Raw genomic sequence first — 23726 nt, forward strand, 5'->3', positions numbered from 1 at the left:
GCATGGGGTGAAACAAGTAGTTTTATCGCTAAATAAGCTTTTTTGATAGTTTGGCTTTGCACCTTATTTATTCAAAATCCAAATAAGGAGCGGGCGAAATTGAAATATATGAACGCAAAAAAAGTTTTACCTGAAAAGCTGATCTTAGAAATCCAAAAGTATATTCAAGGGGAAACCCTTTATATTCCGAAGCAGGAAACTAAACATCAAAAATGGGGATCTGCAAGCGGCGGAAGGCAGATGCTTGATCGCCGCAACCGTGAAATTAAAGATGCTTTTATTCGTGGCAGCAACATCCAGCAGCTCGCTGCGGAGTATTATCTCTCCACTGAAACCATCAAAAAAATCGTGTATTCCCATAAAAAATAGAAAAACAGCATGGGTGAAAAATTTTTTATCTGTGCTGTTTTCGTTTTAGGTAAAAAACATTTCTAAATCATTTTCTCTCTTTTAAAAGTTTATGGCATTTTTTAAAATAGGGGGACAGCAATATAAAAATAGGAGAGATAAATAATGACCGAAACATTCATTAAAAATGAACAGTTCAATTTTATAAAAAAACAAATTGCTTTGATTAAAGACAGCGCCAAAAAGCATGTACCCCCTACTGTTTTGGATGCGACGATTGATTTGGCCAATGCCAAAATCTTGGACCTCTTTTCCTATGCCTCATCAGAGCAAATAAATATACTGGATCTTTCCAACCTGAAAACAGATGAGGAGTACGAGCAATACATTCAGCATATTTCCGCCTTGGTACTGCCTTTTCCATCTATCACAGAGCAGCAGCTGAAAAAAATGTTTCCCAAAAATAAAAAATTAAAGCTGCCTGATTTATCAGCACTGACCCAAAGTCCTTTCACTTATTTAGGATGGAACGATTTAAGAGCCAATAAAAAATTTATCGTCTATGAGCTGGAAGGAAAAATGGTTGGAATGGAAGGGAAAGTGACACCGGCCAGCAAATCTAATTTTTGTTCGATCTGCAATTGTTTTGGCGAGGTTGCCTATTTTTCCACCATAACCAAAGCAAAAAAAACAAAAAATCCTGATTATTACAAAGCCATCGGCAATCTTATCTGCGCTGACAGCAGCGAATGCAATCAAAAAATAACTAGTGTCGACTATTTAGAAAGCTTTTTGTACGATTCACTGGGAATATAAATTGTACCTAACCAAAAAAAGAGCCCCGTGTGTTAGAGATGCGACGAAGCGTTTTTTCTTTCATGCTGTAGCAATAAAGGGCAAAAATCCACTTTACATAGGGAAAGTGGATTTTTGCCCTTTATTATTTGACATACCGCGATGCATGTTTGATATTTGCGAGTTTATTTTGTAAATTTGCGCGATCCCGCTTCATCTGCTTCAATCGGTTTGTTACAACCTTTTTTCCATACCCTTCTGGAGCGGAGGCAATCAAAATAACATTTTCTTTATTATTCATGTAGCAGACCTCCAAACAATGTTTTAATAAGATAACAATACGTGTATCCCTTTGATTCCAGTATAGCACTAAAGATATGTTCTTGGTAAGACTGAAGTTTATATTGATCCCATACCCCCAATAAAGGGAGATGAAAACAAAAAACATAAGAGCCTGCCTTAAATAAAAAATAACAAGTCTTTTTTTCAAGAGAATAATAAAGCTTTTCATTATTTTCATTATCAAGGTAAGTTTGCACAACATAAGAAGACAAATCTTCTAAAGAAAAGTTCTCGGGTGTAGTGATGCCATCATATTCTTTGCAGATCATTTGATCATGGATTTTTTCATATACAGTTACTGCATTCGCTTCCATAACCGCCCCAACGGATTCCTGCTGATATTTGGTGCGCAGCGATAAGATATCAAATCCATTCATTTGCGAACGCAAAATTGCTAAAAAAGTTCGCCAATTGGAAATTTTCCCTTTATGAAATAAGCTGATTAATTCAAGGGATTTTTCATAATAATCGCCAAACACATGAACATATTCCAGACTCTGTTCGATTTCCGAACGAATATTTAAATATTGAAGACTTTCCTTAAATAAAGAAGACAAATAAGCGGTAATATTGGATACCACTTCTGTGCCAATAGAGCATCGTTCAAAATAAACGCCTTTTTGTTCTGCATCATACAGAAAATACCAAACATATGGATCAATTGCCGCCGCTTGTTTATCTGCACATTCCTTGATCAAATCGACCAGAGAATCTGGTTCTTTTCCATATGTGCGGAAAAAGGCATCTGCTGCCTTTTTGATCGGAGAACGAATTTGCTGGAAATACATATCGAGCACATGATCAAAAACATACACAATCAATCGCTTGTTTTCATGATAGGCGCGCAAAAATTCAAGGTGCGTCACTGTTTTTCCTTCATCGGCTACCAATGTGCCAGCTTTATCAGCAATAAACAGCAGAAAAACATCACTTTTTGATACATATTCTAAACAAGTCTGAATGGAATCTTCATGTATGTATCTCATAGTATCTTCAAATCGGATCGGTTCATGACCAATTCTTTTCACTTCTTCAAATACAGAGTTTCTTATTGCTGTAAGGGAATCTTGAGCAACAGAGCTAATGAAAATAGTAGTGCGATCCACGAATAGTTCCTCCCCCTTATTCAGTGGTTTTTCTTTTATTATAACACAAAAGGAACATTCGTTCTTATTTTATTTATAAATAAACGCTTTCCCTTTTGCCATGCCCAAAAATGGCTAAACTTATAGAAGAAACCTTCTAAAGTGGATGGTGAAATTAACTTGAAATTGGATGGTTGATTTTTTTTAAAATTTATTATGATAAAAGAAAGATCATTAGCAAGCGTTAAAAAGGAACTGGAGATGATGATAATGACATGGACTGTTTTGCTTGTGACACTTCTTATCTGCATAATCAAAGTATTAATGACCTGTCTGCCAACCGGTGTGGTGGAATGGCTTATCAAAAAATTTGAAATGCATTCAAAGTTAGATGAAAAAAATGCCACAATAACAAAAGCGGGAAAAATTCTGGAAAATAAAGAAAAAAGACAAGTTATTGACTGGTTTAATAATGCTACCGTATTGGAGCGCTATACCATCATAGCAGGATATAATGAAAAAAAGTATTTAGAGCCAGAAAACGGCGGCATCCCTCTAGTGATTTATGCAAAAAGAGGCAGACAAACGCTTAAGATATCCCTTTACAGCTACCATAATCGCATCGATGTAGTCAAACAGCACAAGAAAAAAACAGTGGCATACAGCTTGCGTTCTGACCATCTTCAAAAACAAGCAATGGTAACAGCAGGCGATTTAGTATAAATTTAGAAAATAGAAATATAATATATATCTCACTCTATTTATGCATTTACAATCTAAACAAATAAAGTCATTATTTTTTCTAATAATTTCACCTGTTTACACCACTCCACCTATCCAGAATGTATAGGACAACACATGAGATATTGGTAAATATATTAAAAGGCACGATTCTATTTATTAAGAACCGTGCCTTTCTTTCGTTTGTCTACAGTCTGAAAGAGGATTATGCCTCTTTTTTAAAATTTTATTTATTAGAATTAAATTTTTGTTCCTTTTTTAAGGGAACTACAAGTTTTTTCAAAGCCTGATTCATTTTATCTCTTTCTTTCTATGACATCTTATGTATCCTCCTTTTTTATTGTATGAAACAAGTCTAAATCTTTAGTTTCATAAAAGATGATATTATTATATAATTTTCCTGCAAAATAAAGATTAAATAAAAGGATAATTAATTTAATTATTGATGTATAAGCTTTTCTATCGTCTATACCGTCGTTTAGTCAAAACAAGCAACATACGAAAGGTGTCGTTCAGTCATGGAATGGAAGCCAGATAAAACAAGCAAAAAAGCGGTGTATAAGCAGATTGCAGAATATATTGAACAAGGAATTGCAGACGGCACGTTTCCAATTGACAAGCCGCTGCCTTCCGAAAGAAAATTAGCAGAACAATATGGATTAAATCGCAGCACGATTGTTGCAGCCTATTCGGAGTTGGAAGCAAACGGATTAATAGAAAGAAAAAAAGGCAGCGGGACAATAATCAGCAAAGATATTTGGGGGCTTGCAAAAAAAAGAATTCCCAGCTGGAATCGTTATATTGAAAGAGGCTCTTTTCAGCCTAATATGCCTGTTGTGCAGCGCATACGAAAAGAATCAGAAGAGAAACATCTTATTAATTTTGCCAGTGGAGAACTATCGAAGGAATTGATGCCAGAAGACTATATTCGCGAAATGATTAGAACAAATGAATTTACCGGCAACTTAGGCTATGATCATCCGCAAGGCAATATCGATCTGCGCACAACAATTGCCAGGCACGTCAAAAAATATAAACACATCATAACACAGCCAGCTTCTATTTTAATTACTTCCGGAGCACAGCAAGCTATTCATTTGATTATCGAATGTTTACTGAAGCCAGGTGACGCTGTTGTGATAGAGGATCCATCCTATCATTATAGTTTGCCGATATTTAAATCAGCAGGACTGAAGGTTTTCCGTCTTTCAGTTGGCAGAAATGGGATGAATCCAGAAGATTTGATTGAGTTACATAAAAAGCATCAAATTAAAATGATTTTTCTTAATCCGATTTTTCAAAATCCAACAGGAACATTATTGTCTCACTATCAGCGAAAAAAAATATTAGATATTTCTTCTGAATTTGGCATCCCGATTATAGAGGACGATCCATACAGCCTTATTTCCTTTACAGAAGAAAATGCATCCACATTAAAATCATTAGATAAGAATGGAAATGTTTTATATGTCAGTTCGCTGACGAAAATTGCTGCATCCGGATTCAGAATTGGCTGGATTATAGGACCTACTCCTGTTATTGAAAGACTTGCGGATGCAAAACAGCAGTTTGATTTTGGCCATTCCACCATCTCCCAATGGTTAGGCAACGAGTTTTTACGTTCCGATTATTTTGATGTGCATATTCAAATGCTGAAGACAGAATTAAAAAAACAAAGAGATGTCATGGCCAATAGTTTGCAGGAATATTTACAAGAAGAGATAGACTATTATCTTCCTAAAGGGGGAATCCATTTTTGGTGTCATATCAAAAAAGACATAGATGATTTTGAATTGCTGGAACAAGCAATTAAAGAAGGTGTCATCTATACGCCAAGCCTAACTCTTGGAACCAAAAAGGGCTATATACGGCTGACATATGGACGAGTCAATGCTGAGCAAATACATATAGGCGTAAAACGATTGGCAAATGCAATCCGCAAAAGCAGCAAGAGATAATCTGATTGGATTTGAGTGTTAAATGAAAAAAAGAAATTTTAAATAAACAAACAACATGTTTTAATGAAGATATCTGTCTTCATTGTGCATTAGTTATTGAAGACTTGCTGTCTAACTTAAGGAATATATAGAAAAACAAAAAGCATATTTTATTAAAAATCACTTTTCTAAAAGTTTATTGCCTTTTGAATAAAATGAAAAAACGTTTAGGAATGATGAGAAAAAAGAGAAATCTAGGTAGGGAGAAACAAGCCCGTCAAATCTGCTGGGTTCAACTAACAATCATTAGGGGATGGGGAAACTACCCGATGATTGTTAGTTTATTTTATCTAGCCTTTTCTGTCTGCTGCAAGTGGCGGCTGCTCCATCCATCCTTTTTCAATCATAATGGTGGCAGCACTCTCGATAAATGCGGAGATTTTTACAAGCGATTTACCGTAAAGCAGTCCAACATCGCGCCTTCCATTTACTGCAACGGAATTGCCGAATGCTCTAATCTTCATGGAAAACATATCTACCTTATGAAATAGCATCAGTTTATCCGAAAAAGGCGCAAAAGAAGCGGTTGTCACTAAATCATCAATAAACGATGGGGCTGGCAAACTTTCATTGCTTAGCATTTTCATATAATGTTCAATAGTCGTTGCTGTAAGATTCCTTCCTCTCACAAACAACTCCCGAATTTTTTCATCCTTTGCGACTTGGGCAAATGCCATAATGAGTGCTTTACTTGTTACATTATTTTCTATATTATCGTAAAAATGAGCAATTTCTAATGCATGCAAAGGACGTACATGTCCCAAAAAACCATGCAAAAAATCTTGCTGGGCAAATTCCACTTTATCCGGTATGGGAATAATGGGAGGCTTTATGATTAATCCTTTCTTCATCAACAGTTCTTTAATCTGATCCATTAAATCCATCGTAGCCTCCATTGCATAGACAAAAAACTCTTTTACATCTTTTCTATATACAAGGGGTACAGCTACACTGTAAATGCTTATGCCCGCTTTTGCAGCATATTTCAAGTAATGAACATAAAATGCATCCTCAAATAATCTAGGTGCGCCGATATTTACATCTTCTTTGCCAAATCCTTTTGGAATAGGGAAATCTTCCTTTTCAAAAATTTCTTTTGTGCTGTTCATGAATTCTTTACATAGCTTTAAAGCATTTTCTAGCAGTGTTTTAATCTCTTCATCTTCTACATGCTGAAGATAATAGCTTAAAATGCATTTTGACATGCTGTTGCCTGTGTAGGTTGCCCACAGTTTTCCTATTTCTGCAGATGTTAATTTTTCGTGGATGCTTGTTTTAGCTGTTCCTACTTTAATTGGCTTAATCGTTTTCAACATAACATCTCCCTCGTTCATATCTTTTAGTGTTTTTCTTCCACATAAAATTTATTCTATATTTGTATTTTCTCCGTAAGAAACCCTTTTAATATGATCTCCTAATGAATATTCCTAGTTTATATCCATTAAAAGATCCTCTAACTAAAAATAGTCGGCAAAAAGCTTTTTGCCGACTGATCACAGTTTTTTCATATTTTTTCTAAAAGAAAAATGCTTCTTTTGTATTTTTTATCCAGATGCTGCTTTAAATCCTTTTATTCTTTTACAGAACCGCTTGTTAAGCCTGATACAATCCGGCGCTGAAAAGCAAGCACCAATAGAACAAGGGGAATGGTGACAACAATGGTGGCTGCAGCGATTTCTCCCCATGGAATGGTAAATTGACCTTGGAACATCGCGATGCCAACCGGCACTGTTTTAAATTTTTCTTCTGTATTAATCGTTAAGGCAAATAAAAATTCATTCCATGCAGAGATGAAAACAAGAATAGAAGTGGTAAAAATCCCTGGTGCTGCAAGGGGCAAAATAACTTTCCAATATGTTTGCAGCATAGAAGCTCCATCAATATGGGCAGCTTCTTCCAGGTCAAATGGAATTTTTCGGAAGAACGTAACCAGAATCCAAATGGATAAAGGCAAAGTAATCGTTGTATAAGGAATAATCAGCCCTAAATAGGAATTCGTTAACCCAAGATTTTTCAAAAAAATGTAAATAGGTGAAATCGTTGCAATTTGCGGAAACATGGAAACAGACAGCACCAGTCCTAGAATAAAGGTTTTGCCTTTAAATTGCAGACGAGCAATGGCGTATGCTGCAAAAGAAGCAATAAACACCGTATAAATAGTTGTAATGGATGAAACAACAAAACTATTCCAAAGATAACGAAGAAACGGATAATTCACGAATACTGATATAAAGTTTTGGAATGTTGGGTTTTGTGTATAAGGGGTAAAGGAACTGTCCCCAAACAATTCTGTCATTGGTTTAATAGAGGTAATCAGCATCCACAAAAATGGAAACATCACAACAAAAACAAAAACAAATAAAAATAGATAAAATAAAAATCCGGCCTTTTTTTGCATATACATTCTCCCCCCTTTTTATTTTTTAGACTGATCCCCCAATAAATCTCTTCCCAAAAACTTAATATAAATCATCGAAATAATGGCCACACAAATAAATACAATCACAGAAAGAGCGGAGCCATCGCCGAAGTTTGTTTGATTAAACATCGATTTATATGCCATAACAGAAATCGTTTCTGTCGAGTTGGCAGGTCCTCCCCCTGTCAGCACATAAATTAAATCGAAAACGCGGAATGCATCCAGTGTCCGGAACAACAATGCCACAAGCAAACTGGATTTAATTAGTGGCATGGTAATGGAGGTGAATTGTTTCCATTTTGTTGCCCCATCAATAGAAGCCGCTTCGTACAGAGAACCTGGAATAGTCTGCAATCCAGCAAGCAGAAGAAGGGCCATATATGGCGTTGTTTTCCAAACATCTGCAAAAATAACAGAAAACATGGCGCCTCCTTGGGTGGTAAGCAGGTTAGACATGCTATCCACAAGCCCAAATTTTTCAAAAAGCATGGCGACAATTCCGTTTTGGCCATCATATAGATATTTCCACATAAGAGCAGAAACCGCTGTTGGAATTGCCCATGGAATCAAAATCGTTGCCCGAATCAGGCCACGCCCAATAAATGCTTTATTGATTAATAAGGCAATTGCTAGTCCAAGAACGAGCTCGAGAAATACAGAAATAATTGTAAAGGTCATTGTATTTCCTAATGCACTCCACATTCTTTTATCCGTAAAATTTTCTTTATAATGCTCTAAACCGATAAAAGTAGGTTCTACAACAACTTGATTAATAGCAGAGGATAAACCAACTACTTTTTTCTCTTGTGCAAGCTCTGTTTTTTTGCTGATTGCCATAAGTTCATCATTAATTTCTTGTGTTGCTTCTTGAATATCTTTTGCAGTTTTCTTATCAATCTTTAAAATGCCTTGTTCTGGATTAATTTCTTCCATATTTAAAAGCTTATCATTCACCAGATCATAATTCTTCTGAATATCTGCATTTTTTTGGAGCTTATTGTCTAATGCCTGAAGATCAGATTTTATTTCCACAAGTTCCTCTGTTGCATTTCCATTCCGTATTTCATTGTCAATCCCACTTGCTAAAAATGGGTAATTATCCAAGTATCGTTCTAAGTCAAAACTATAGGATAAATGGGTTTCCGATTTTGTCGGACTATTTAACTTTAGGTCAAACAAACTAAAATAAAATGATTGCAGCACCGGCCAAACAGAGATTACTAAAATCAAAATAAGCGACGGTGCAACTAAAGCGTAAGCCATTTTTTTTTCTGTTGCTTTCTTTTTTGCCATTCCATTGGTTGAATCGGATTTTTGAGCTTTTTTCATTTTTTCACTCCCTATCTAAAAAACTTAAAATGCCTGGTCTTCGACGGATGAATTTGCTAGACTTTGACTAAAGATAAAGGAAGCATAATAAATCATAAGGTAAACCGATTTAGGTTGAGTAAACTTAGAAAAAAGAAAGCGAATTTATATGTAGGCAAATATTGCAGATGGACATCTTTGTATTTGCGCTTTCCTCCTCAAAGTAAGCAAAACATAAACGCTCCATTTTCCCGTAGAGAGATTAAGCAATTTAACCCTGCATATTAGGATTTTCTCCCTTTGCTTTGTTGGGAAAAATATGTATTAGTCTTCATGCGAAGACTAATACATATACGATTCCTTTTTCCTTATTTCACTAATTTTTCATTCATTTCTTTTTCCATGTTTTTTACTGCATCTTCTACCGTTTCTTCCCCAGCGATTGCTTTGGAAACATGAATTTGAATAATTTCAGAAATTTCTTGATAGTTTGCTGCAACAGGGCGTGGAACAGCAGCATTTAACCCTTCTTGGAAGTTTTTATCAGCGAAAGATGGGTTGGCATCCAGGATTTCTTGGTCTTCAAATAATTTAGTGATAGCAGGGGCATGGCCGCCGTAAATCGCATCGATTTTTTGCCCTTCCGCACCAGCCATGAACTTTAAGAACTCCCATGCTTCTTTTGGATGTTTAGAATATTTGTTAATCCCAGCCATCCAGCCGCCAAGTGCTGCTGCACTTCCTGCATCCCCTTTTGGAAGTGGAGCAATTGCAACTTTACCTGCAACTTTGGACTTCTCTTTATCATTGGCACTTGCATATTCATAAGGCCAGTTGCGCAAAAATGGAGTTTGTCCTTCTACAAACGCTTGATCAGATTCCACTTCCGTAAATGTAGTGACATTTCCAGGCACAAAATCAGAAGTAGCTATTTCCACTAATTTTTTCAGCCCTTTAATTGCTTCAGGACTATTGATGACCACTTCATTTTTTTCATTAATGAATTTGCCGCCATATGCAGCCACAAATTCAATCGCATTACATACTAACCCTTCATATTGCTTCGCCTGCATCACATAGCCAAATTTAGTGCCACCTTCCCCTTTTTTTGCTTTGGCTGCTGTAATCAGTTCATCCCATGTTTTAGGGACCTCTTCTTCTTTTACTAAATCGGTGCGATAATAAAGGAGACCTGCATCAATAAATTTTGGCAATGCCCATTGCTTGCCGTTAAATTGTGCTGCTGCAAGCGCACCTTGATTATATTCATTTAAGTCGATGCCATCCTGTTGAATAAAACGATCCAGCGGCATCACATAATCTGCCTGCGCAAACTCAGCTGGCCAAACAACGTCCATATCAAACACGTCAATTTCAGCAGACTTTGCATTTAATGCTGTAATATAAGCATCATGCTGTTGTCCAGAATCATTCGGCATTTCTTTAAATTTAATGTCAATATTCGGATGTGATTTTTCAAAGGCTTCCACCATTTTTTCCGTTCCCTTTGTTTGGTCTTTCCCACGGGAATAAACAATGGTTACCTTTTCATCTTTTCCTTTGTCGCTAACCGTTGTGCTGGTTTCTGAATTCTCTTTGCTTGAACAAGCACCTAAAGCCAAGGATAATGATACCGCTGCTGCTAAGTATTTTATTTTATTTACTTTTTTCATACTTCTCCCCCTCTTTTTGGTATAGCTTGTAACTATTTATGTAATTGAAAAATGGACAATCATGATTACGTGGAAGCCCTTTCGATTAAATGCAATGAAAGAATAATATCCTCCATATCCTCCTGATTTTTTTTTTCAATGACATCCATCATAAGTTTTCCAGCTTGTTTTCCTATTTCTTGCATTGGCTGCATAATAGTGGTGATTGGCGGGACCGTTATTTCCGCAATTGGCTGATCATCAAATCCAATAACAGCTATATCTTCTGGAACACGCAGTCCACATGTTTTGGCTTCCATGATAATACCGGCCGCAACCTGATCACTGCCAGTAAAAATAGCATTTGGGCGATCGTCCTGGGAAAGCATTTTTCTTAATACTCCTTTTCCGCTGTCAATATCCGAACCATGTTCAAAAAACCATTCTTTCCGAGTTTCCAATCCAAATTCCGAAAGTGCTCTCTTATAACCTTCTTCACGTTCAGTAGATATTCTACTGGCAAATTCATCTCGACTAAATCCACGGCAATAGGCTATTTTTGTGTATCCCTTTTTAATTAAGTGCCGGGTGCCAATATATCCTCCATATTCTTGGTCTAATCGCACAGATGGAATCTTTGCGCCATTAATAGATTCGTTACAGAGAACGATTGGACCGCATTCAGTAAAGTGTTTAATGTTCTCCCAGACATTTTCAATAGAGGTTAAAATAATCCCATCCACTTGTTTTGTTTTTAGGAGACTGAAAAAATTTAATTCCTTCTCCTTATCGTACCGGGTTTGACAAACAAGCAGCTGATATCCATAATCATGTGCCACTGTGTCAATCCCTTCTAGCAGATAAGCAAAAAAAGGGTTGGTTAACAAAGGAACGAATACAGCAATTGTTTCTGTTTTTTGACTTCTGAGCTTTTGTGCAGAAGAGTTAGGATAAAAGTTTAAAGCCTTCATTGCTTCTTTTACTAATTTCTTTTTCTCTTCCGATACATATGGATGATTATTAATCACTCTTGAGACCGTTGCACGCGACAAGCCAGCTAGTTTCGCAACATCTTTTATCGTTGGCATATATTCTCTCCCTATCCACTCCCTTCTCCTTTAATCAAATAAAAAACAAAGGACTGAAAATGATTTATGAGAACGATATCATGAAATCGCTTTCATGGATTATTGTAATAAATGCACTCTGAAATTACAATAGTTTTCTTCATATTTTTCACCTTAATAATAACGACAAATTCTAACAATTTATGACATGAATGATACAAATACCAACTTATAGGTCAACAAAAAAGACCTGGATATCAAAAAAAGTACAAAATCACTTATTATGAAGAAATGCTTTTTGTACTTTTTTGCATGTCATGCTATTGCCGCAAGAAGCTTATTTTAATCGGTCCTTTTTAAGATTTCATAGAATATCAGGATATTTAACGATTTCTGCAATAAAAATAAGGTAATGTATAAAAACACGTATCCATCCGTTCTAAACAGAACGTTCCATCCATATTTTATAAAGAACAGGTTTTTTAGTATGTAAAATTGAAATCACAAGGAGAGACCATTATGGTTGTTATTCAATATTTTGAAAATAGAGCATTAGTGACAAGTAAACTGGTCAGAAGCATTCCTTCAGTGGAAGAGGATATTAAATTAAAAGGGCGCAAAGGAAAAGTGGTAAGCGTACAGGAAATTCATGAAAATTTATATCATATACATATTGTTTTCGAAAAAGTGGTAAAAAATCAGCCCTTGTTGAAAGATACCAAAAAGAAAAGAAGATAATCCAAAGTGTCAAAAAAGTGATGATGAAATAAAAATTCAGCCTGATAATTACATGTTTACTTAAATTTTTATAAAAAACAGCCTCACTAGTAATCTAGTAAGGCTGTTTTTATTTGCCTATGCTATTATTTCATCACTAGTCCGCCATCGACATAAAGACATTGACCTGTCATAAAGGAAGCTAGATCAGATGCAAGAAATAAAGCACTGCCAGCAATGTCTTCAGGCACTGCTAAACGCTTCAGAGGAGTCATTTCCATAATTTTCTCCCGTATATCTTCTTTGGTTTCCATACTAGAATCCGTTGGATAAGTTAAGCCTGGAGCGATGGCGTTAACAGTAATCCTGAAAACGCCCAATTCTTTTGCCAGGTTTCGAGTAAATCCTAAAAGAGCCATTTTTGATGTTGTATAATCATGGTAAGGAATAACAGGAAAATCGATTAAGTTGCTTACAATATTAATAATTCTCCCGCTCATTTGATTTTTCATATACGGCAAAACTGCTTGGCAGATATTAAATGCGCCGTGAACATTGCCCTCCCATTGATTTTGATAGTCTTGCCAATCAATATCCCATGCTGTTTTTCTTGTTTTGGGATTAAACGTATAATGGCTTAATGCATTGTTTATGACAATATCAATTGCACCAAAGGAATCGATAATTTGGGCAGCCATCAGGCCAACCTGTTCGGCATTTTGCACATCTGCTTGCAAAGCAACCCCTTGTCCCCCTTGACTTTCTATTTCTTCTATCACTTTTTCGGCAAGTTCTTTATTTTTCAAATAGTTAACCACAACAAAAGCACCTTCACTTGCCAATTTTTTGGCGATTGCAGCACCAATTCCCCTGCTGGCACCAGTAATTAAAGCCACTTTATTATTTACCATCATTACCCCTTCTTTCTATTCCACATCAGGATCAAAGCGCTCTATATAGTCTTCTACATTTCTCTCTATATCCACCATTCTCACTAAATCAAGAAGGTTAAATCCGCCATCATGATGCCAGCCTGGTTTCGCCCGGTTCATCTCTCCAATCGGACAAATGCGGTTTATTCCAATTGTCCCTAATAAATCAGCAAGCGTAAACAGCCGTTGTGGAGCAACTGCAAGACCACAAGATTGCAAGTATTGCTGATAAGGGACAATACATTCCGCTGCATGTTCTAGATTTTCACAAGAAAAAACATGTATGGTCCGATTTAATGGCGATCCTGCAAATCCTGGACTTTTATGAAAAATAACGGTCCAAGCAGTGTCGGAATGGCTTTCATATACGGTAGTTTCACTGTTTCTCAATGATTCTAATTGATGAACATTTCTTATTTTTTGTATAGACATCGCTTCTTCATCAGCCAGTTTGGCTCTTGGCCTTTTTTTATGATAATTTGCTAGTTCTGCTCCAAGCATTTGGGCAAAACCTTTTGCAGTAATGGCTCCCCCTTCTTCGACAAAAATAGTTTGAGGTGATAAACAGCTTTGCTGGTCATATACAGATACATCTTCTGCCAATTTATGGACAGTCTCTGCATAGTAGTCGGAAGTTAAAGCTTCTTTGCCAATCATCGCAAAACTTATTTTATGTCCATAATGGAGAAACTTTTTTTCAGTGGGCACTTTTTCTCTTAATGTTTCCACTGTTTGATTGGAACCATATACAATAATGGCTTCTGCCCTTTCGATTGCCCTTTCTTCCAAAGAAGAGGATCCTCCAATCCATGGAAGGATTGCCATTGCTTCTGCCAATTGCTTATCCACTTCTGCTAACGATTGAACAAATAAAGCAGGAAGTAATGGTTCTGAAAAGGATGTTTTTCCAAGGCATGCTGATTTTAATATAAGCCCCATGATTATGCTCCAAATTTGTACACCAGGCACATTGCCTGAGAAAACATGAAAAATGGCAGCGGGTCCAAAGGCACGACTCATCCCTCCAGATTTTCGGGGACGAAATTCATCCAATAAAGCTCCTTGATCCAACTCTTCGTCTAAAAAACGAAGAAGTTCTTTTTTTCGGAAAGTTCTCATGTATCTTTTTAATTCCAGGCGAACCATTTCTTTGTCATAGCCGGTGATTTCTGGAAGAAGCTTTTCCGCTAGCTGCCGAAGGGGATAAGCTGGATTCAGCCATTTTTGGATAGCTTGATCGATTTTTTCGATTATTTGCTGTACAGGCAACAAAGCAAGATAGTCATTTCTATTGGATCGAACCACTTCTCCTATATGCTTGATTTGTTCGCTTGTAAGGACAGGGTACGTCAAAATAAAAGTAGTATCTGCTGTTTCTATTCTCTTTTTCTCAAAATTTTTCCATTCAATAGATGCTGGCACATGATAGATTGGTATTTCTTTTATTTTTTTCACTAGCGAATTGCACCACCTGTATTTGCTTGCAGCAATTCATCCACTGCGATGGAACAGCCTCTCGCCTCTGAACCTTGTATTCTTCCAAGTAATGTAAACCCATGCTCTGTTAGGCAGCCTAAATCCTCTGTCAAAATAGCAAGACAAGCATTCCAATTGGCTAAATCATAATGGGCAATGACTCCCTGTTCCCCTTTTGCTGCTGGTTGAAGGGTATCTGTATTCAAAATAACGGTTTTAACCCATGCAGGGCTTTTTTTATCCTGTATAGTCGCCATGTTTGAATAATGGGACCAAATCGTTTGATCGTAAATTTGCGAACTTAATTCCGTCATTCCATACATATTAATACAATGATTTCTTTCTATCTTAAAAAAGTCATAAAAACTTTGATACATCTCCTCCATCTCCACTTCACGAGACCTTCCTTTAAAACCGCCGGTATCAAAGATTCTGCTACCTTTTTCCAATTGAAAAGAAAGTTGATGTTTCTCTAAATAATCCATTAGATGAACATAAGAAAATGTAGCCCCTATAAGAAGAACAGGTTCTCCCTTTTGTTCGCATTCTTTTAATGCTTGTTCTAGTTCTGCCATTTTCAAACCTGTTTCATCAAAGAAAAAACGACTGTTTTCCGTGCCAAAAAAAGATACAGCATTGGTTAAATAACGAGCAAGGGAAGAATTTTTATTTAAATCTTCTGCTGGAGAAAGAACAAAAATCGTCATCTTTTCTCTATCTGGAAGGACATATGTTTGAAAAGGCGTTTTCATGGATGCATCCCATACAGCAAGTGCCGGATGATAATTTTTTCCTTTGGAAGCAGGATTAGTTGTCCCGCTCGTCATAAATACTGCCTCTGCTTCCTCTATCGGTGTAGTGGATAATGTCAATTCTTTAAATCCTTGAATGGGCATCAGAGGAATATCAGACCAATGCTTCACCATCAAAGGCGTCTTTTTTTTGCTTTGGCAATACTTTTTATAGGCTTGGTTGTGCTGAAATTGATAGGAAAAAATGGTCAGTGCCAATTCATTAAATTCCTGTTCATATTGTTCATTATGTATAATCGGCTGACCGTATGTTTCCATAAATGCAAGAAGCTTGATTTGAATTTCCTGTGCATGTTCTATCATGATTGATTCTCCTTTTTTACCCAATTTGGGATATAAACAAATAACAACTGAAAAACGATAAACATACTAGGAGATAAAAAAACTCTCCTTGTATTTGTTCATCCAGCTGCAAAACTTGAAAAAAAACAGATACTACATCGATAAATCAATATTCATGTAATTAGTGTCTGTTTCCTCTGCTTTAAAAAGCAAAGGAATTCCTGTAAATAATGATCTTTTCTTTTTAACTTGCGTGTCCTGCATTCCTTAATTTTTGTCTGTATATTTTCTATTTACAGCAGAAGGGGGGAAAACAGCTACACGATTTTTTATAAAAACAGATAGAATAATTGCTCCTATGCATGCACCAACAATCGAACTAAATATAAATAGGGGAATAAATCCGAATAAAGTGGCCTTTTGCCCAAGAAACAGGCTTGCAATTGGATAAGACAGCAATGCACCAAGTATGCCTGTACCGATGATTTCTCCCAAAACAGCCATATACATTTTGTTTGTTTTTAAAAATAATAGGGATGCAAGCAATGCACCAACCATGCTTCCGGGAAATGCAAAAACGGAGCCAGTTCCCATTATGTTTCTCAATAAGGAAATGCATAAAGCTTGCGCCACTGCATAATAAGGTCCTAATAGCACAGCAGATAAGACATTAATAAAATGCTGAACAGGAAATACTTTTGTAAAACCGATCGGAATATAAAATAAATTGCTTGATAGTGTGCCGATTGCAATCATCATTGCTGTAATTGTCAGTTTTTGTGTTTTTCTCATAAAAGTCCCTCCAGTGTGAAATAAATATAGGCACTAAGGGAATTGGGGGAGGCAAAACGATCCATAATCGCATACAACTATCATCGTTTTTCTACACTTCCCTCCGCTGGCATAATCCAGATCAGGTAAAAAGGGTTTTTGAACCTATTGTTCTAATTTCAGCTAAGCAATCAGCTCCCCTAATGCAGCTATAAAGTTTTTATCAACTATTGATGGATAGTTGACGTAAATATGTATAAATTCCCCTCCTGCTTCGTTAAAATAAAAAAGCTTTCTCCTTAAAATCGCCATAAAAAAGCCAGATCCTTTATGCAGACCTGGCTTTGATAGTTAGCGAAAATAACTTTTTTCACTTGACTACTTTCCTCCGCTGGCATGATCCAGATCAGGTCCAAGGGTTAAAAAAATCACTTTTTTCTCTCAGTCCACTATCTGGACACCCCTAGTAGTTTTGCGTTATGAAATTATGTTAATCATATACCCTCCATTTTCATCTGTAAAGAAACAATTTGGTGAAAATTAGCGGATTTTGCAAATTCCTTAGGTATTGCTAGATTAGAATATTCGATTATTTAGAAAAAAATAAGAAATACTAATATCATGAAAGAAGGAATAACAATGAAGAAAAAAATGGTATACTCCTTCAAGAAAAGATGTTTCAAATTTTTTTATATGACAATTTAGTTGCAGAAGTGCGAGGAACATATCCTGATAAACAAATGGACTCATTGCTTCAATTTTTGTTCGTTTTGCTTCAGTTTTCGAATGATTTGCTTCAGTTTTTTCGGAATAGCTATTTTTCGACAAAAAAACACCATTGCCATACTCAAAAAAAGCTGCAATCCATGATTACTCATTGGATACAGCTTTTTTGTTTTCTATTTTTGTGCAATGCTAACCCTTATTTTTTTCCCTTTAATTGTTGTCTGTTCCATCAACTGCAAAACTAAGGATCCTTTGCCATTTAAAATATCGATATATGTCAACTGATCTTTGATGGTGATAATGCCGATATCCTCTGCAGCTACTCCTGGCAGATTGGCAATGGTTCCGACAAAATCAACGGCGCGCAGCTTTTTCTTTTTGCCGCCATTAAAATGAAGCTTCATAATATCTTGATTGATGCGTGCGGTGCGGTTGTTCCGGACAACGCGGCGGCCATTGATTTTTTCTTCGAATGCTTCTTTGCCTTGTGCCACTGCTTCTTTAGCAGGTGCTTCCATTTCGGTTATTTCAAAGCCGATATAGCGCTCAATGGAGTGGACGAATTTGCTTTCATAAGGTGTGGCGAAAGTAATTGCTTTTCCGGTATTGCCCGCTCTGCCTGTTCTGCCAGTACGGTGCACATAGCTTTCTTTTTCCATTGGCACATCATAATTGATGACAAGTGTGACATTATCAATATCAATTCCCCTTGCTGCGACATCTGTTGCGATCAAATAGCGGAAATTGCCCATTTTAAAGCCATTCATCACAGCAAAGCGATCCTCCTGTTCTAAGCCCCCGTGCAATTTTTCGCAACTATAGCCTGCATCGTCTAACTGTTCGAAAACAACATCAACATGTTCCTTTGTGCGGCAGAAAATAATGCTGCTGTCTGGATTTTCCACTATTAATACATCCTGCAGCAACTGGATTTTGTCCTCTTCTTTGCATTCTATTATACGGTGTTCAATCTGTTTTGCTGTTTTTTGCTCTGCCTCTATCTCGATATGGACAGGCTCTTTCATGTATTGATGGCATAACTTCTCGACATCTGTTGGCAATGTGGCAGAAAAGACCATCGTTACCCGATCTGCTGGAAGGCTTTCGATAATTGTTTCCACATCGTCAATAAAGCCCATATTCAACATTTCATCTGCTTCATCAATAATTAAATAGTTGATCTGTTCTAAAGAAAGAGTTTCTCTTTCTATATGATCCAATACACGTCCTGGTGTACCAACCACCACATGCGTTTTTTGTTTTAGCTCTTCTTTTTGAATGGAAAAAGGCTGTTTTCCATATACAGCAGCCGCTTTTATTCGTTTAAATCGGCCAATATTGGTGATGTCTTCTCGCACCTGTGCTGCAAGTTCTCGTGTTGGCGTTAGAATTAACGCTTGTGGTTTTTTCTCTTCCCATTCAATCATCTCGCAAATAGGAATACCGTAAGCGGCTGTTTTTCCGCTGCCTGTTTGTGACTTTACCACAAGATCTTTATTTAAAAGCGCTTTTGGCAATACTTCACACTGTACCTTTGTAGGTGTTTCATATTTCAGCACCGATAAGGCCCTTTTGATTTCATCGCTTAATGAAAACAGATCAAAATTACGTTCTGTCATGATTTCCCTCATTTATCTAGTATTTATTCAACTTCCATATAGGATTCTCCAGTAAGAATAACTTATACTTAATCTGAATATATTTATTATACATGAATTTGAAGGAATAAAGAGTTTTCTTACAATTAACCAAGGACAAGGCTATTTTAGCCATTGTCCTTTATTAATTATTCTGCTGGTACGAGGTGGATAAAGACGGTTTCACCGTTAATCGTTATGTCGCTTCCTTCCCCTTTTTCTTCTGTTATTTTTAAGTCTCTCATTAACAGATTATCCTTAAGCATCGATTGATAATTTGTTATTGCCTTTATTAATGGACCGTTTCCACCTATTTGAAGATTGACGCGAAGATTAATTGGCAAGTTCAGCTGTTTCCGGTATTCTTGAACAGCACGAATAAATTCTCTTGTCACTCCTTCTTGCATCAGTTCTTCTGTGATAGTGACATCTAATATAACAGTAAGTGATTCATTTGATGCAGAAGAAAATCCTTCTTTAGCTTTTTTCTCCACCATCACATCCTCTAGAGCAACAGGGATTTTTTCTCCTTCTGGACTGATAGATTCTCCTAACCCATTCACTAAAAAAGCAGAAACTTCAGCTGATGACAACTGTTGCAGCCAGTTATTCACGATATTGGCATTTTTCCCGAATTTGCGGCCAGATTTTCTAAAATCTAATTTTAATTTCAGCTCTTCTAAAATAATCCCTTCATATGGTTTCCAATTTATTTCTTCCGGCCTATTCACAACAGAAATGCCTGCTAATGGCTGTTTCACTTTTAATGACGCTGTATTGCGAATCGATCTTCCTAATTCCACCACATCTAATACGGCTTGCATGTCTTTTTCTAGGTTATCGTTTAGAAGTGTTGAATCATCTGCTGGAAAATTGCTAAGATGCACGCTTTCTCCTGTTAACTGACTGTATACATCTTCTGCTAAAAAGGGAGTAAAAGGTGCAAGCAGTTGACTTGTTATCGTCAATACCGTATACAGTGTCTGATATGCCGCTCTTTTGTCTTCTGTCATGCCTGCTGACCAAAAACGGCTTCGTGAACGTCTGACATACCAATTGCTGACTTCTTCAATCAATTTTCCCATTTCTCTTGCTGCATTTGTAAATTGATAGACTTCTAGATGCTGTGTTACTTGATAGATGGTTGTATGAAGTCTTGATATTATCCACGTATCTAGTATAGTGTTTTTCCCATCATCATGCCTTTGAGGGTCGAAGCCATCTAATTCTGCATATAACGTATAAAAATTGTGGATATTTACAAATGTGTCGATTACCTTTGATTTTGCTTCCATTTTTATAGAAGGCTGGTATGAGGAAATGTCCGCTTCTGACTATAAGCCAGGAATTTCCGGCATTTTTGATGGCGAGCAAACATTAACGAAGACCTTTAATGAAGCTGTTGACAAACAAAAAGATATAAAAGATCATACGTATTTATGGAGCGCATCACCAAATATCGGCATTACCACAAAAGAAAATGCACCAGACTTTGATGTGGATGCGCCAAAAGACTCGCTTGCATGGGGCTGGCAGTATGGCATTGATGCCGAAACATGCAATATTGATACAAATCTATTTGACAGCAGGCTTTTGGATGTGCTTTGGAGCAGCTAAAATAATAAGCTTATCTGCTTGTTATTCCAGATAAAGTGAAACTTCAATCAGTGGGGGTCAAAAACCCGTTACTGCCGGATAAATAAAGGGTGCAAAGAGCTTGGCTCTTTGCACCCTTTATTTTCATTAAATTTCTTTTGGAGCTGTTTTAATAGCTGTTACAGGTCTTGTCGCAAAAGATACAACAATCAATACGACTAAATTAATAATCAAGGCGATAATGCCGACATTAAAATCTTGAATCGCTTGGGGAAGAAACGGGAACAAGCTGCCAATTGTTGTACCTGAAATCGTTACATAGGCAACCGTTAATACGCCTGTCAAGATTCCGGCAAATGCTCCTTGTTTTGTGACAAAATTATTTTTCATCAAACTGAATAACAAGGTTGGAAACAACTGGGTTACAAGGCTATAGCCCATCAATAATAGCGCAACCAGTGTGCCGCCGCCCTTAAATGTAACAATTAAAGCAATAATCGCTACAATCGGAACAAAATTGCGGGCCATATTGGATACTTGTTTATCTGTAGCACTTGGCTTTAGTACTTTATAAATATTTTTTGCAAGCAATGTGGCAGCAGCCATCAAAATCATAGAACCTGGCACAAGAGCTGTTAAAATTCCAGCAGCACCAATGATGCCGACTACCCATGGATCAAATGTTTGAATGGATAAACGAAGCAAGGCTAAATCTGCATCTGCTCCTTGTAATCCTGGCACTTGAAGAATAGCTGCAAAGCCTACAAAAAAGACAAATAATAGCACTAATTGATAAAGCGGCATAAAAATAGCATTTTGACGGAAAGATTTTTCCCCTTGTGAGGAATAAATAGATCCGAATGTATGTGGCCACATATAAAAACCAAGCGCCGTTAATAGGACGGTTGTGACAAACCATGAAGAACTTTGGCCTTCAGCAGGCAAAGCAAGAAAACCAGATTTTGCCGCATCAATCGCTTCAAACATTGGCTGAATGCCTCCGTAATAATGAAAAGGCAGATAAATTCCTAAAAACAAAACGACAACCAATATTAAGATATCTTTTGCAACAGCTGTCCATGCAGAACCATGGATTCCAGACACCATCACGTAGACAGTAACCACAATAATGCCAATCCAAATCGCTATAGTGGGAGAAATATGGCCATAAGATGCTTCCGATACAATAATTCCAAGTCCTTTCAGCTGCAGAACAAAATAGGGAATCATCGCTGTAAACCCTACAATAGAAACTAAAATACCTAAGTAAGGACTTTTGTATTTGCTGACAAAAAAATCAGATTGTGATAATAAATTGTTTTCTTTTGCATAACGCCAAATTTTTGGAAGCAAAAAATAGGACATAATATAGGCTAGTCCGCCATAAGAAATGATATAATAAGTTGGACCACCTTTACTGTAGGCCCAGCCGCTTCCTCCTAAAAAAGTGAACGTGGTATAAATTTCTCCGGCCATTAATACAAAGATAAGAACAGAGCCGAATCCCCGTCCTCCGACAGACCATTGCTCCAAATCCATATCTTTTCCTTTTTTGGCTCGAATGCCTAAAAAGATGGATAAAATCATCGTAGCAAAGATAATGACTAATGCTGCATTCATTCTGCTTCACTCTCCTTATTCTTCGGATCAATTTTATAAATAATTGCCATAATAACCGATGTTAACACCGTCCATAATACGCACCAAAACAGCAAAAACGGCATACCCAGCACATATGGGGTGATTTGATTAAAAAGAAATACTCCCCCTAAAAGAAATACAAATGGAATAATGGCCAATACTCGAATCATTTTTATTCACATCCTTTTTCTGCATGTAAAAGTTTTAAAGAGCTATGCACAAATAGATTAACCCCTTTTTCAAGTGCATCTTCATCAATAGCAAATCGTGCATGATGATGCGGATAAACAGCCTCTTTGTCCGGATTGCCTGCTCCTATATAAAAGAACATGCCTCGAGTTTTTTGCAAATAGGCAGAAAAATCTTCTCCTCCCATATTTGGCTTCATTCTGTCTACTGCTTCTTCTCCATACAAATCAATAACCGATTCTTCTACAACTTTTGTTATATCCTCTTGATTAATAACCGGTCTGTAGCCATATTGGTAATCAAAAGCATATGCAGCGCCATGCGCTTCTGTTATGCCCTTAACAATACGCTCTATAAGAGTAGGAACTTCTTTGCGCAACTTGGCATCAAAACTGCGTACTGTTCCGCATATTTCAACAGATCCTGGAATAACATTATGAGTTGTTCCTGCGACAAATTGAGTAACAGACAATACTAAAGGATCAAGCGGGTCTGTATTTCTTGAGACAATATGCTGCAAGTTTGTCACTACTTGAGAAGCAATGGCAATTGAATCTACCGTTTCATGAGGCAGTGCAGCATGTCCCCCTTTCCCTTTCACGGTAATATAAAATGTATCGGGTGCTGCCATCATCGGCCCATATACAATCCCTATTTTTCCAATTTCAAGAGGTGCCCAAAGATGCGCGCCAATTACAGCATCCACATCGTCCATTACTCCTGCTTGCACTAATTCTTCGGCGCCGCCAGGAAAAAGTTCTTCCGCATGCTGAAATATCAGCCTGATTTCTCCTTCCATTTCATCTTTTAACGCAGAAAGCACTTTTGCTGCTCCAAGAAGCATCGCAGTATGGCCATCATGTCCACATGCATGCATTACTCCAGGATTATTGGAACGAAATGGACTGCTGTTTTCTTCTTGGATCGGCAGTGCATCCATATCGGCTCGGAGGGCTATCGTTTTCCCGGGCTTTGTACCGATTATTTTTCCAACGACACTTGTTTTTGTCGGACGAGCCAGTTCTATATTTCCAAAGGAAGCTAGCGTGTCGTATATGTATTGAGATGTTTTTTCTTCTTGAAAAGAAAGTTCTGGGTGTTGATGCAAATGGCGGCGCCACGCAATTACTGAACCTTTGACTTCTTCTATTTTCTCTCGTAGACTAGCGGTAATCACTTCCATTGTTTTCTCC

At 37.0% G+C, this 23726-nt stretch carries 22 protein-coding genes and 2 riboswitches; of the genes, 6 read left to right on the forward strand and 16 right to left on the reverse strand.

All coding sequences use genetic code 11. The features are described 5' to 3' along the window. The first annotated feature begins 99 nt into the window (after positions 1 to 99). Positions 100 to 369, forward strand: coding sequence for a CD3324 family protein (locus NCCP28_RS12310; protein WP_248561693.1), 270 nt, complete (start codon positions 100 to 102; stop codon positions 367 to 369). A 144-nt stretch (positions 370 to 513) separates the two neighbouring features. Continuing rightward, the gene (locus NCCP28_RS12315; protein ID WP_248561694.1) at positions 514 to 1164 is read left to right on the forward strand and encodes a FusB/FusC family EF-G-binding protein; all 651 of its coding nucleotides are present in this window, start codon (positions 514 to 516) and stop codon (positions 1162 to 1164) included. Positions 1165 to 1288: 124 nt separating this feature from the next. On the opposite strand, the gene NCCP28_RS12320 is transcribed toward NCCP28_RS12315, so the two are convergent. Then, positions 1289 to 1444 (reverse strand): hypothetical protein, encoded by a 156-nt coding sequence (locus tag NCCP28_RS12320; RefSeq protein ID WP_248561695.1) that lies wholly within the window; start codon positions 1442 to 1444, stop codon positions 1289 to 1291. After that, entirely contained in the window at positions 1437 to 2591 is a 1155-nt protein-coding gene (locus tag NCCP28_RS12325) for a DUF4062 domain-containing protein (RefSeq protein ID WP_248561696.1), read from the reverse strand. The genes NCCP28_RS12320 and NCCP28_RS12325 overlap by 8 nt, the downstream gene beginning before the upstream one ends. Positions 2592 to 2840: 249 nt before the next feature. On the opposite strand from NCCP28_RS12325, the gene NCCP28_RS12330 reads away from it, so the two are divergent. Next, positions 2841 to 3293 carry a YfmQ family protein gene (locus tag NCCP28_RS12330; protein ID WP_248561697.1) on the forward strand — a complete coding sequence of 151 codons (453 nt, stop codon included), beginning with the start codon at positions 2841 to 2843 and terminating at the stop codon, positions 3291 to 3293. 536 nt (positions 3294 to 3829) lie between these two features. After that, on the forward strand, positions 3830 to 5269 hold the full coding sequence (gene pdxR, locus NCCP28_RS12335) for a MocR-like pyridoxine biosynthesis transcription factor PdxR (RefSeq protein WP_248561698.1): 1440 nt from the start codon (positions 3830 to 3832) through the stop codon (positions 5267 to 5269). Positions 5270 to 5598: 329 nt separating this feature from the next. On the opposite strand, the gene NCCP28_RS12340 is transcribed toward pdxR, so the two are convergent. From NCCP28_RS12340 to NCCP28_RS12360, 5 genes are all read right to left on the reverse strand, one after another. Then, positions 5599 to 6621, reverse strand: coding sequence for a DUF3231 family protein (locus NCCP28_RS12340; protein ID WP_248561788.1), 1023 nt, complete (start codon positions 6619 to 6621; stop codon positions 5599 to 5601). A gap of 257 nt (positions 6622 to 6878) precedes the next feature. Then, positions 6879 to 7706, reverse strand: a complete 828-nt coding sequence (locus NCCP28_RS12345) for a carbohydrate ABC transporter permease (RefSeq protein ID WP_248561699.1) — start codon at positions 7704 to 7706, stop codon at positions 6879 to 6881. A gap of 18 nt (positions 7707 to 7724) precedes the next feature. Further along, positions 7725 to 9020, reverse strand: coding sequence for a carbohydrate ABC transporter permease (locus NCCP28_RS12350; RefSeq protein WP_248561789.1), 1296 nt, complete (start codon positions 9018 to 9020; stop codon positions 7725 to 7727). Positions 9021 to 9403: 383 nt separating this feature from the next. Next, entirely contained in the window at positions 9404 to 10708 is a 1305-nt protein-coding gene (locus NCCP28_RS12355; RefSeq protein ID WP_248561700.1) for an ABC transporter substrate-binding protein, read from the reverse strand. Between the two features lie 65 nt (positions 10709 to 10773). Next, a complete protein-coding gene (locus NCCP28_RS12360) occupies positions 10774 to 11775 on the reverse strand; it encodes a LacI family DNA-binding transcriptional regulator (protein ID WP_248561701.1) in 1002 nt (333 codons plus the stop codon). Positions 11776 to 12273: 498 nt separating this feature from the next. Between NCCP28_RS12360 and NCCP28_RS12365 the strand changes: the two genes are divergently transcribed. After that, the gene (locus NCCP28_RS12365) at positions 12274 to 12492 is read left to right on the forward strand and encodes a hypothetical protein (RefSeq protein ID WP_248561702.1); all 219 of its coding nucleotides are present in this window, start codon (positions 12274 to 12276) and stop codon (positions 12490 to 12492) included. A gap of 125 nt (positions 12493 to 12617) precedes the next feature. Here NCCP28_RS12365 and NCCP28_RS12370 read toward each other — a convergent pair whose 3' ends face one another. The 6 genes from NCCP28_RS12370 to NCCP28_RS12395 form a co-directional block, all read right to left on the reverse strand. Then, complete coding sequence (locus tag NCCP28_RS12370) at positions 12618 to 13385, reverse strand: SDR family oxidoreductase (RefSeq protein WP_248561703.1); 768 nt, start codon at positions 13383 to 13385, stop codon at positions 12618 to 12620. A 12-nt stretch (positions 13386 to 13397) separates the two neighbouring features. Beyond that, positions 13398 to 14858, reverse strand: coding sequence for an acyl-CoA reductase (locus tag NCCP28_RS12375; protein ID WP_248561704.1), 1461 nt, complete (start codon positions 14856 to 14858; stop codon positions 13398 to 13400). Further along, positions 14858 to 15994 carry a LuxE/PaaK family acyltransferase gene (locus NCCP28_RS12380; RefSeq protein WP_248561705.1) on the reverse strand — a complete coding sequence of 379 codons (1137 nt, stop codon included), beginning with the start codon at positions 15992 to 15994 and terminating at the stop codon, positions 14858 to 14860. Before NCCP28_RS12380 ends, NCCP28_RS12375 begins: the two co-directional genes overlap by 1 nt. 246 nt (positions 15995 to 16240) lie before the next feature. Continuing rightward, entirely contained in the window at positions 16241 to 16765 is a 525-nt protein-coding gene (thiW, locus tag NCCP28_RS12385; RefSeq protein ID WP_248561706.1) for an energy coupling factor transporter S component ThiW, read from the reverse strand. Positions 16766 to 16846: 81 nt separating this feature from the next. Then, positions 16847 to 16956, reverse strand: a riboswitch (TPP riboswitch). Between the two features lie 154 nt (positions 16957 to 17110). Beyond that, positions 17111 to 17219, reverse strand: a riboswitch (TPP riboswitch). A gap of 424 nt (positions 17220 to 17643) precedes the next feature. Continuing rightward, positions 17644 to 19089, reverse strand: a complete 1446-nt coding sequence (locus tag NCCP28_RS12390; RefSeq protein ID WP_248561707.1) for a DEAD/DEAH box helicase — start codon at positions 19087 to 19089, stop codon at positions 17644 to 17646. Between the two features lie 167 nt (positions 19090 to 19256). Further along, positions 19257 to 20402, reverse strand: coding sequence for a class I tRNA ligase family protein (locus NCCP28_RS12395; RefSeq protein ID WP_248561708.1), 1146 nt, complete (start codon positions 20400 to 20402; stop codon positions 19257 to 19259). Here NCCP28_RS12395 and NCCP28_RS12400 point away from each other — a divergent pair. Then, on the forward strand, positions 20374 to 20724 hold the full coding sequence (locus NCCP28_RS12400; RefSeq protein ID WP_248561709.1) for a glycoside hydrolase family 25 domain-containing protein: 351 nt from the start codon (positions 20374 to 20376) through the stop codon (positions 20722 to 20724). The two genes, NCCP28_RS12395 and NCCP28_RS12400, sit on opposite strands and share 29 nt — an antisense overlap. Positions 20725 to 20850: 126 nt before the next feature. Here the strand turns inward: NCCP28_RS12400 and NCCP28_RS12405 are convergent, their stop codons facing one another. From NCCP28_RS12405 to NCCP28_RS12415, 3 genes are read right to left on the reverse strand one after another with little or no spacing between them, the layout of a single operon-like run. Beyond that, positions 20851 to 22323 (reverse strand): sodium:solute symporter family protein, encoded by a 1473-nt coding sequence (locus NCCP28_RS12405; protein WP_248561710.1) that lies wholly within the window; start codon positions 22321 to 22323, stop codon positions 20851 to 20853. Then, positions 22320 to 22520, reverse strand: a complete 201-nt coding sequence (locus NCCP28_RS12410) for a DUF3311 domain-containing protein (protein WP_248561790.1) — start codon at positions 22518 to 22520, stop codon at positions 22320 to 22322. Before NCCP28_RS12410 ends, NCCP28_RS12405 begins: the two co-directional genes overlap by 4 nt. Further along, a complete protein-coding gene (locus NCCP28_RS12415; protein WP_248561711.1) occupies positions 22517 to 23716 on the reverse strand; it encodes a M20 family metallopeptidase in 1200 nt (399 codons plus the stop codon). Before NCCP28_RS12415 ends, NCCP28_RS12410 begins: the two co-directional genes overlap by 4 nt. Between the last annotated feature and the right edge of the window lie 10 nt (positions 23717 to 23726).

It is taken from the genome of Niallia sp. NCCP-28, assembly GCF_023168165.1.
Lineage (GTDB): Bacteria > Bacillota > Bacilli > Bacillales > Cytobacillaceae > Niallia.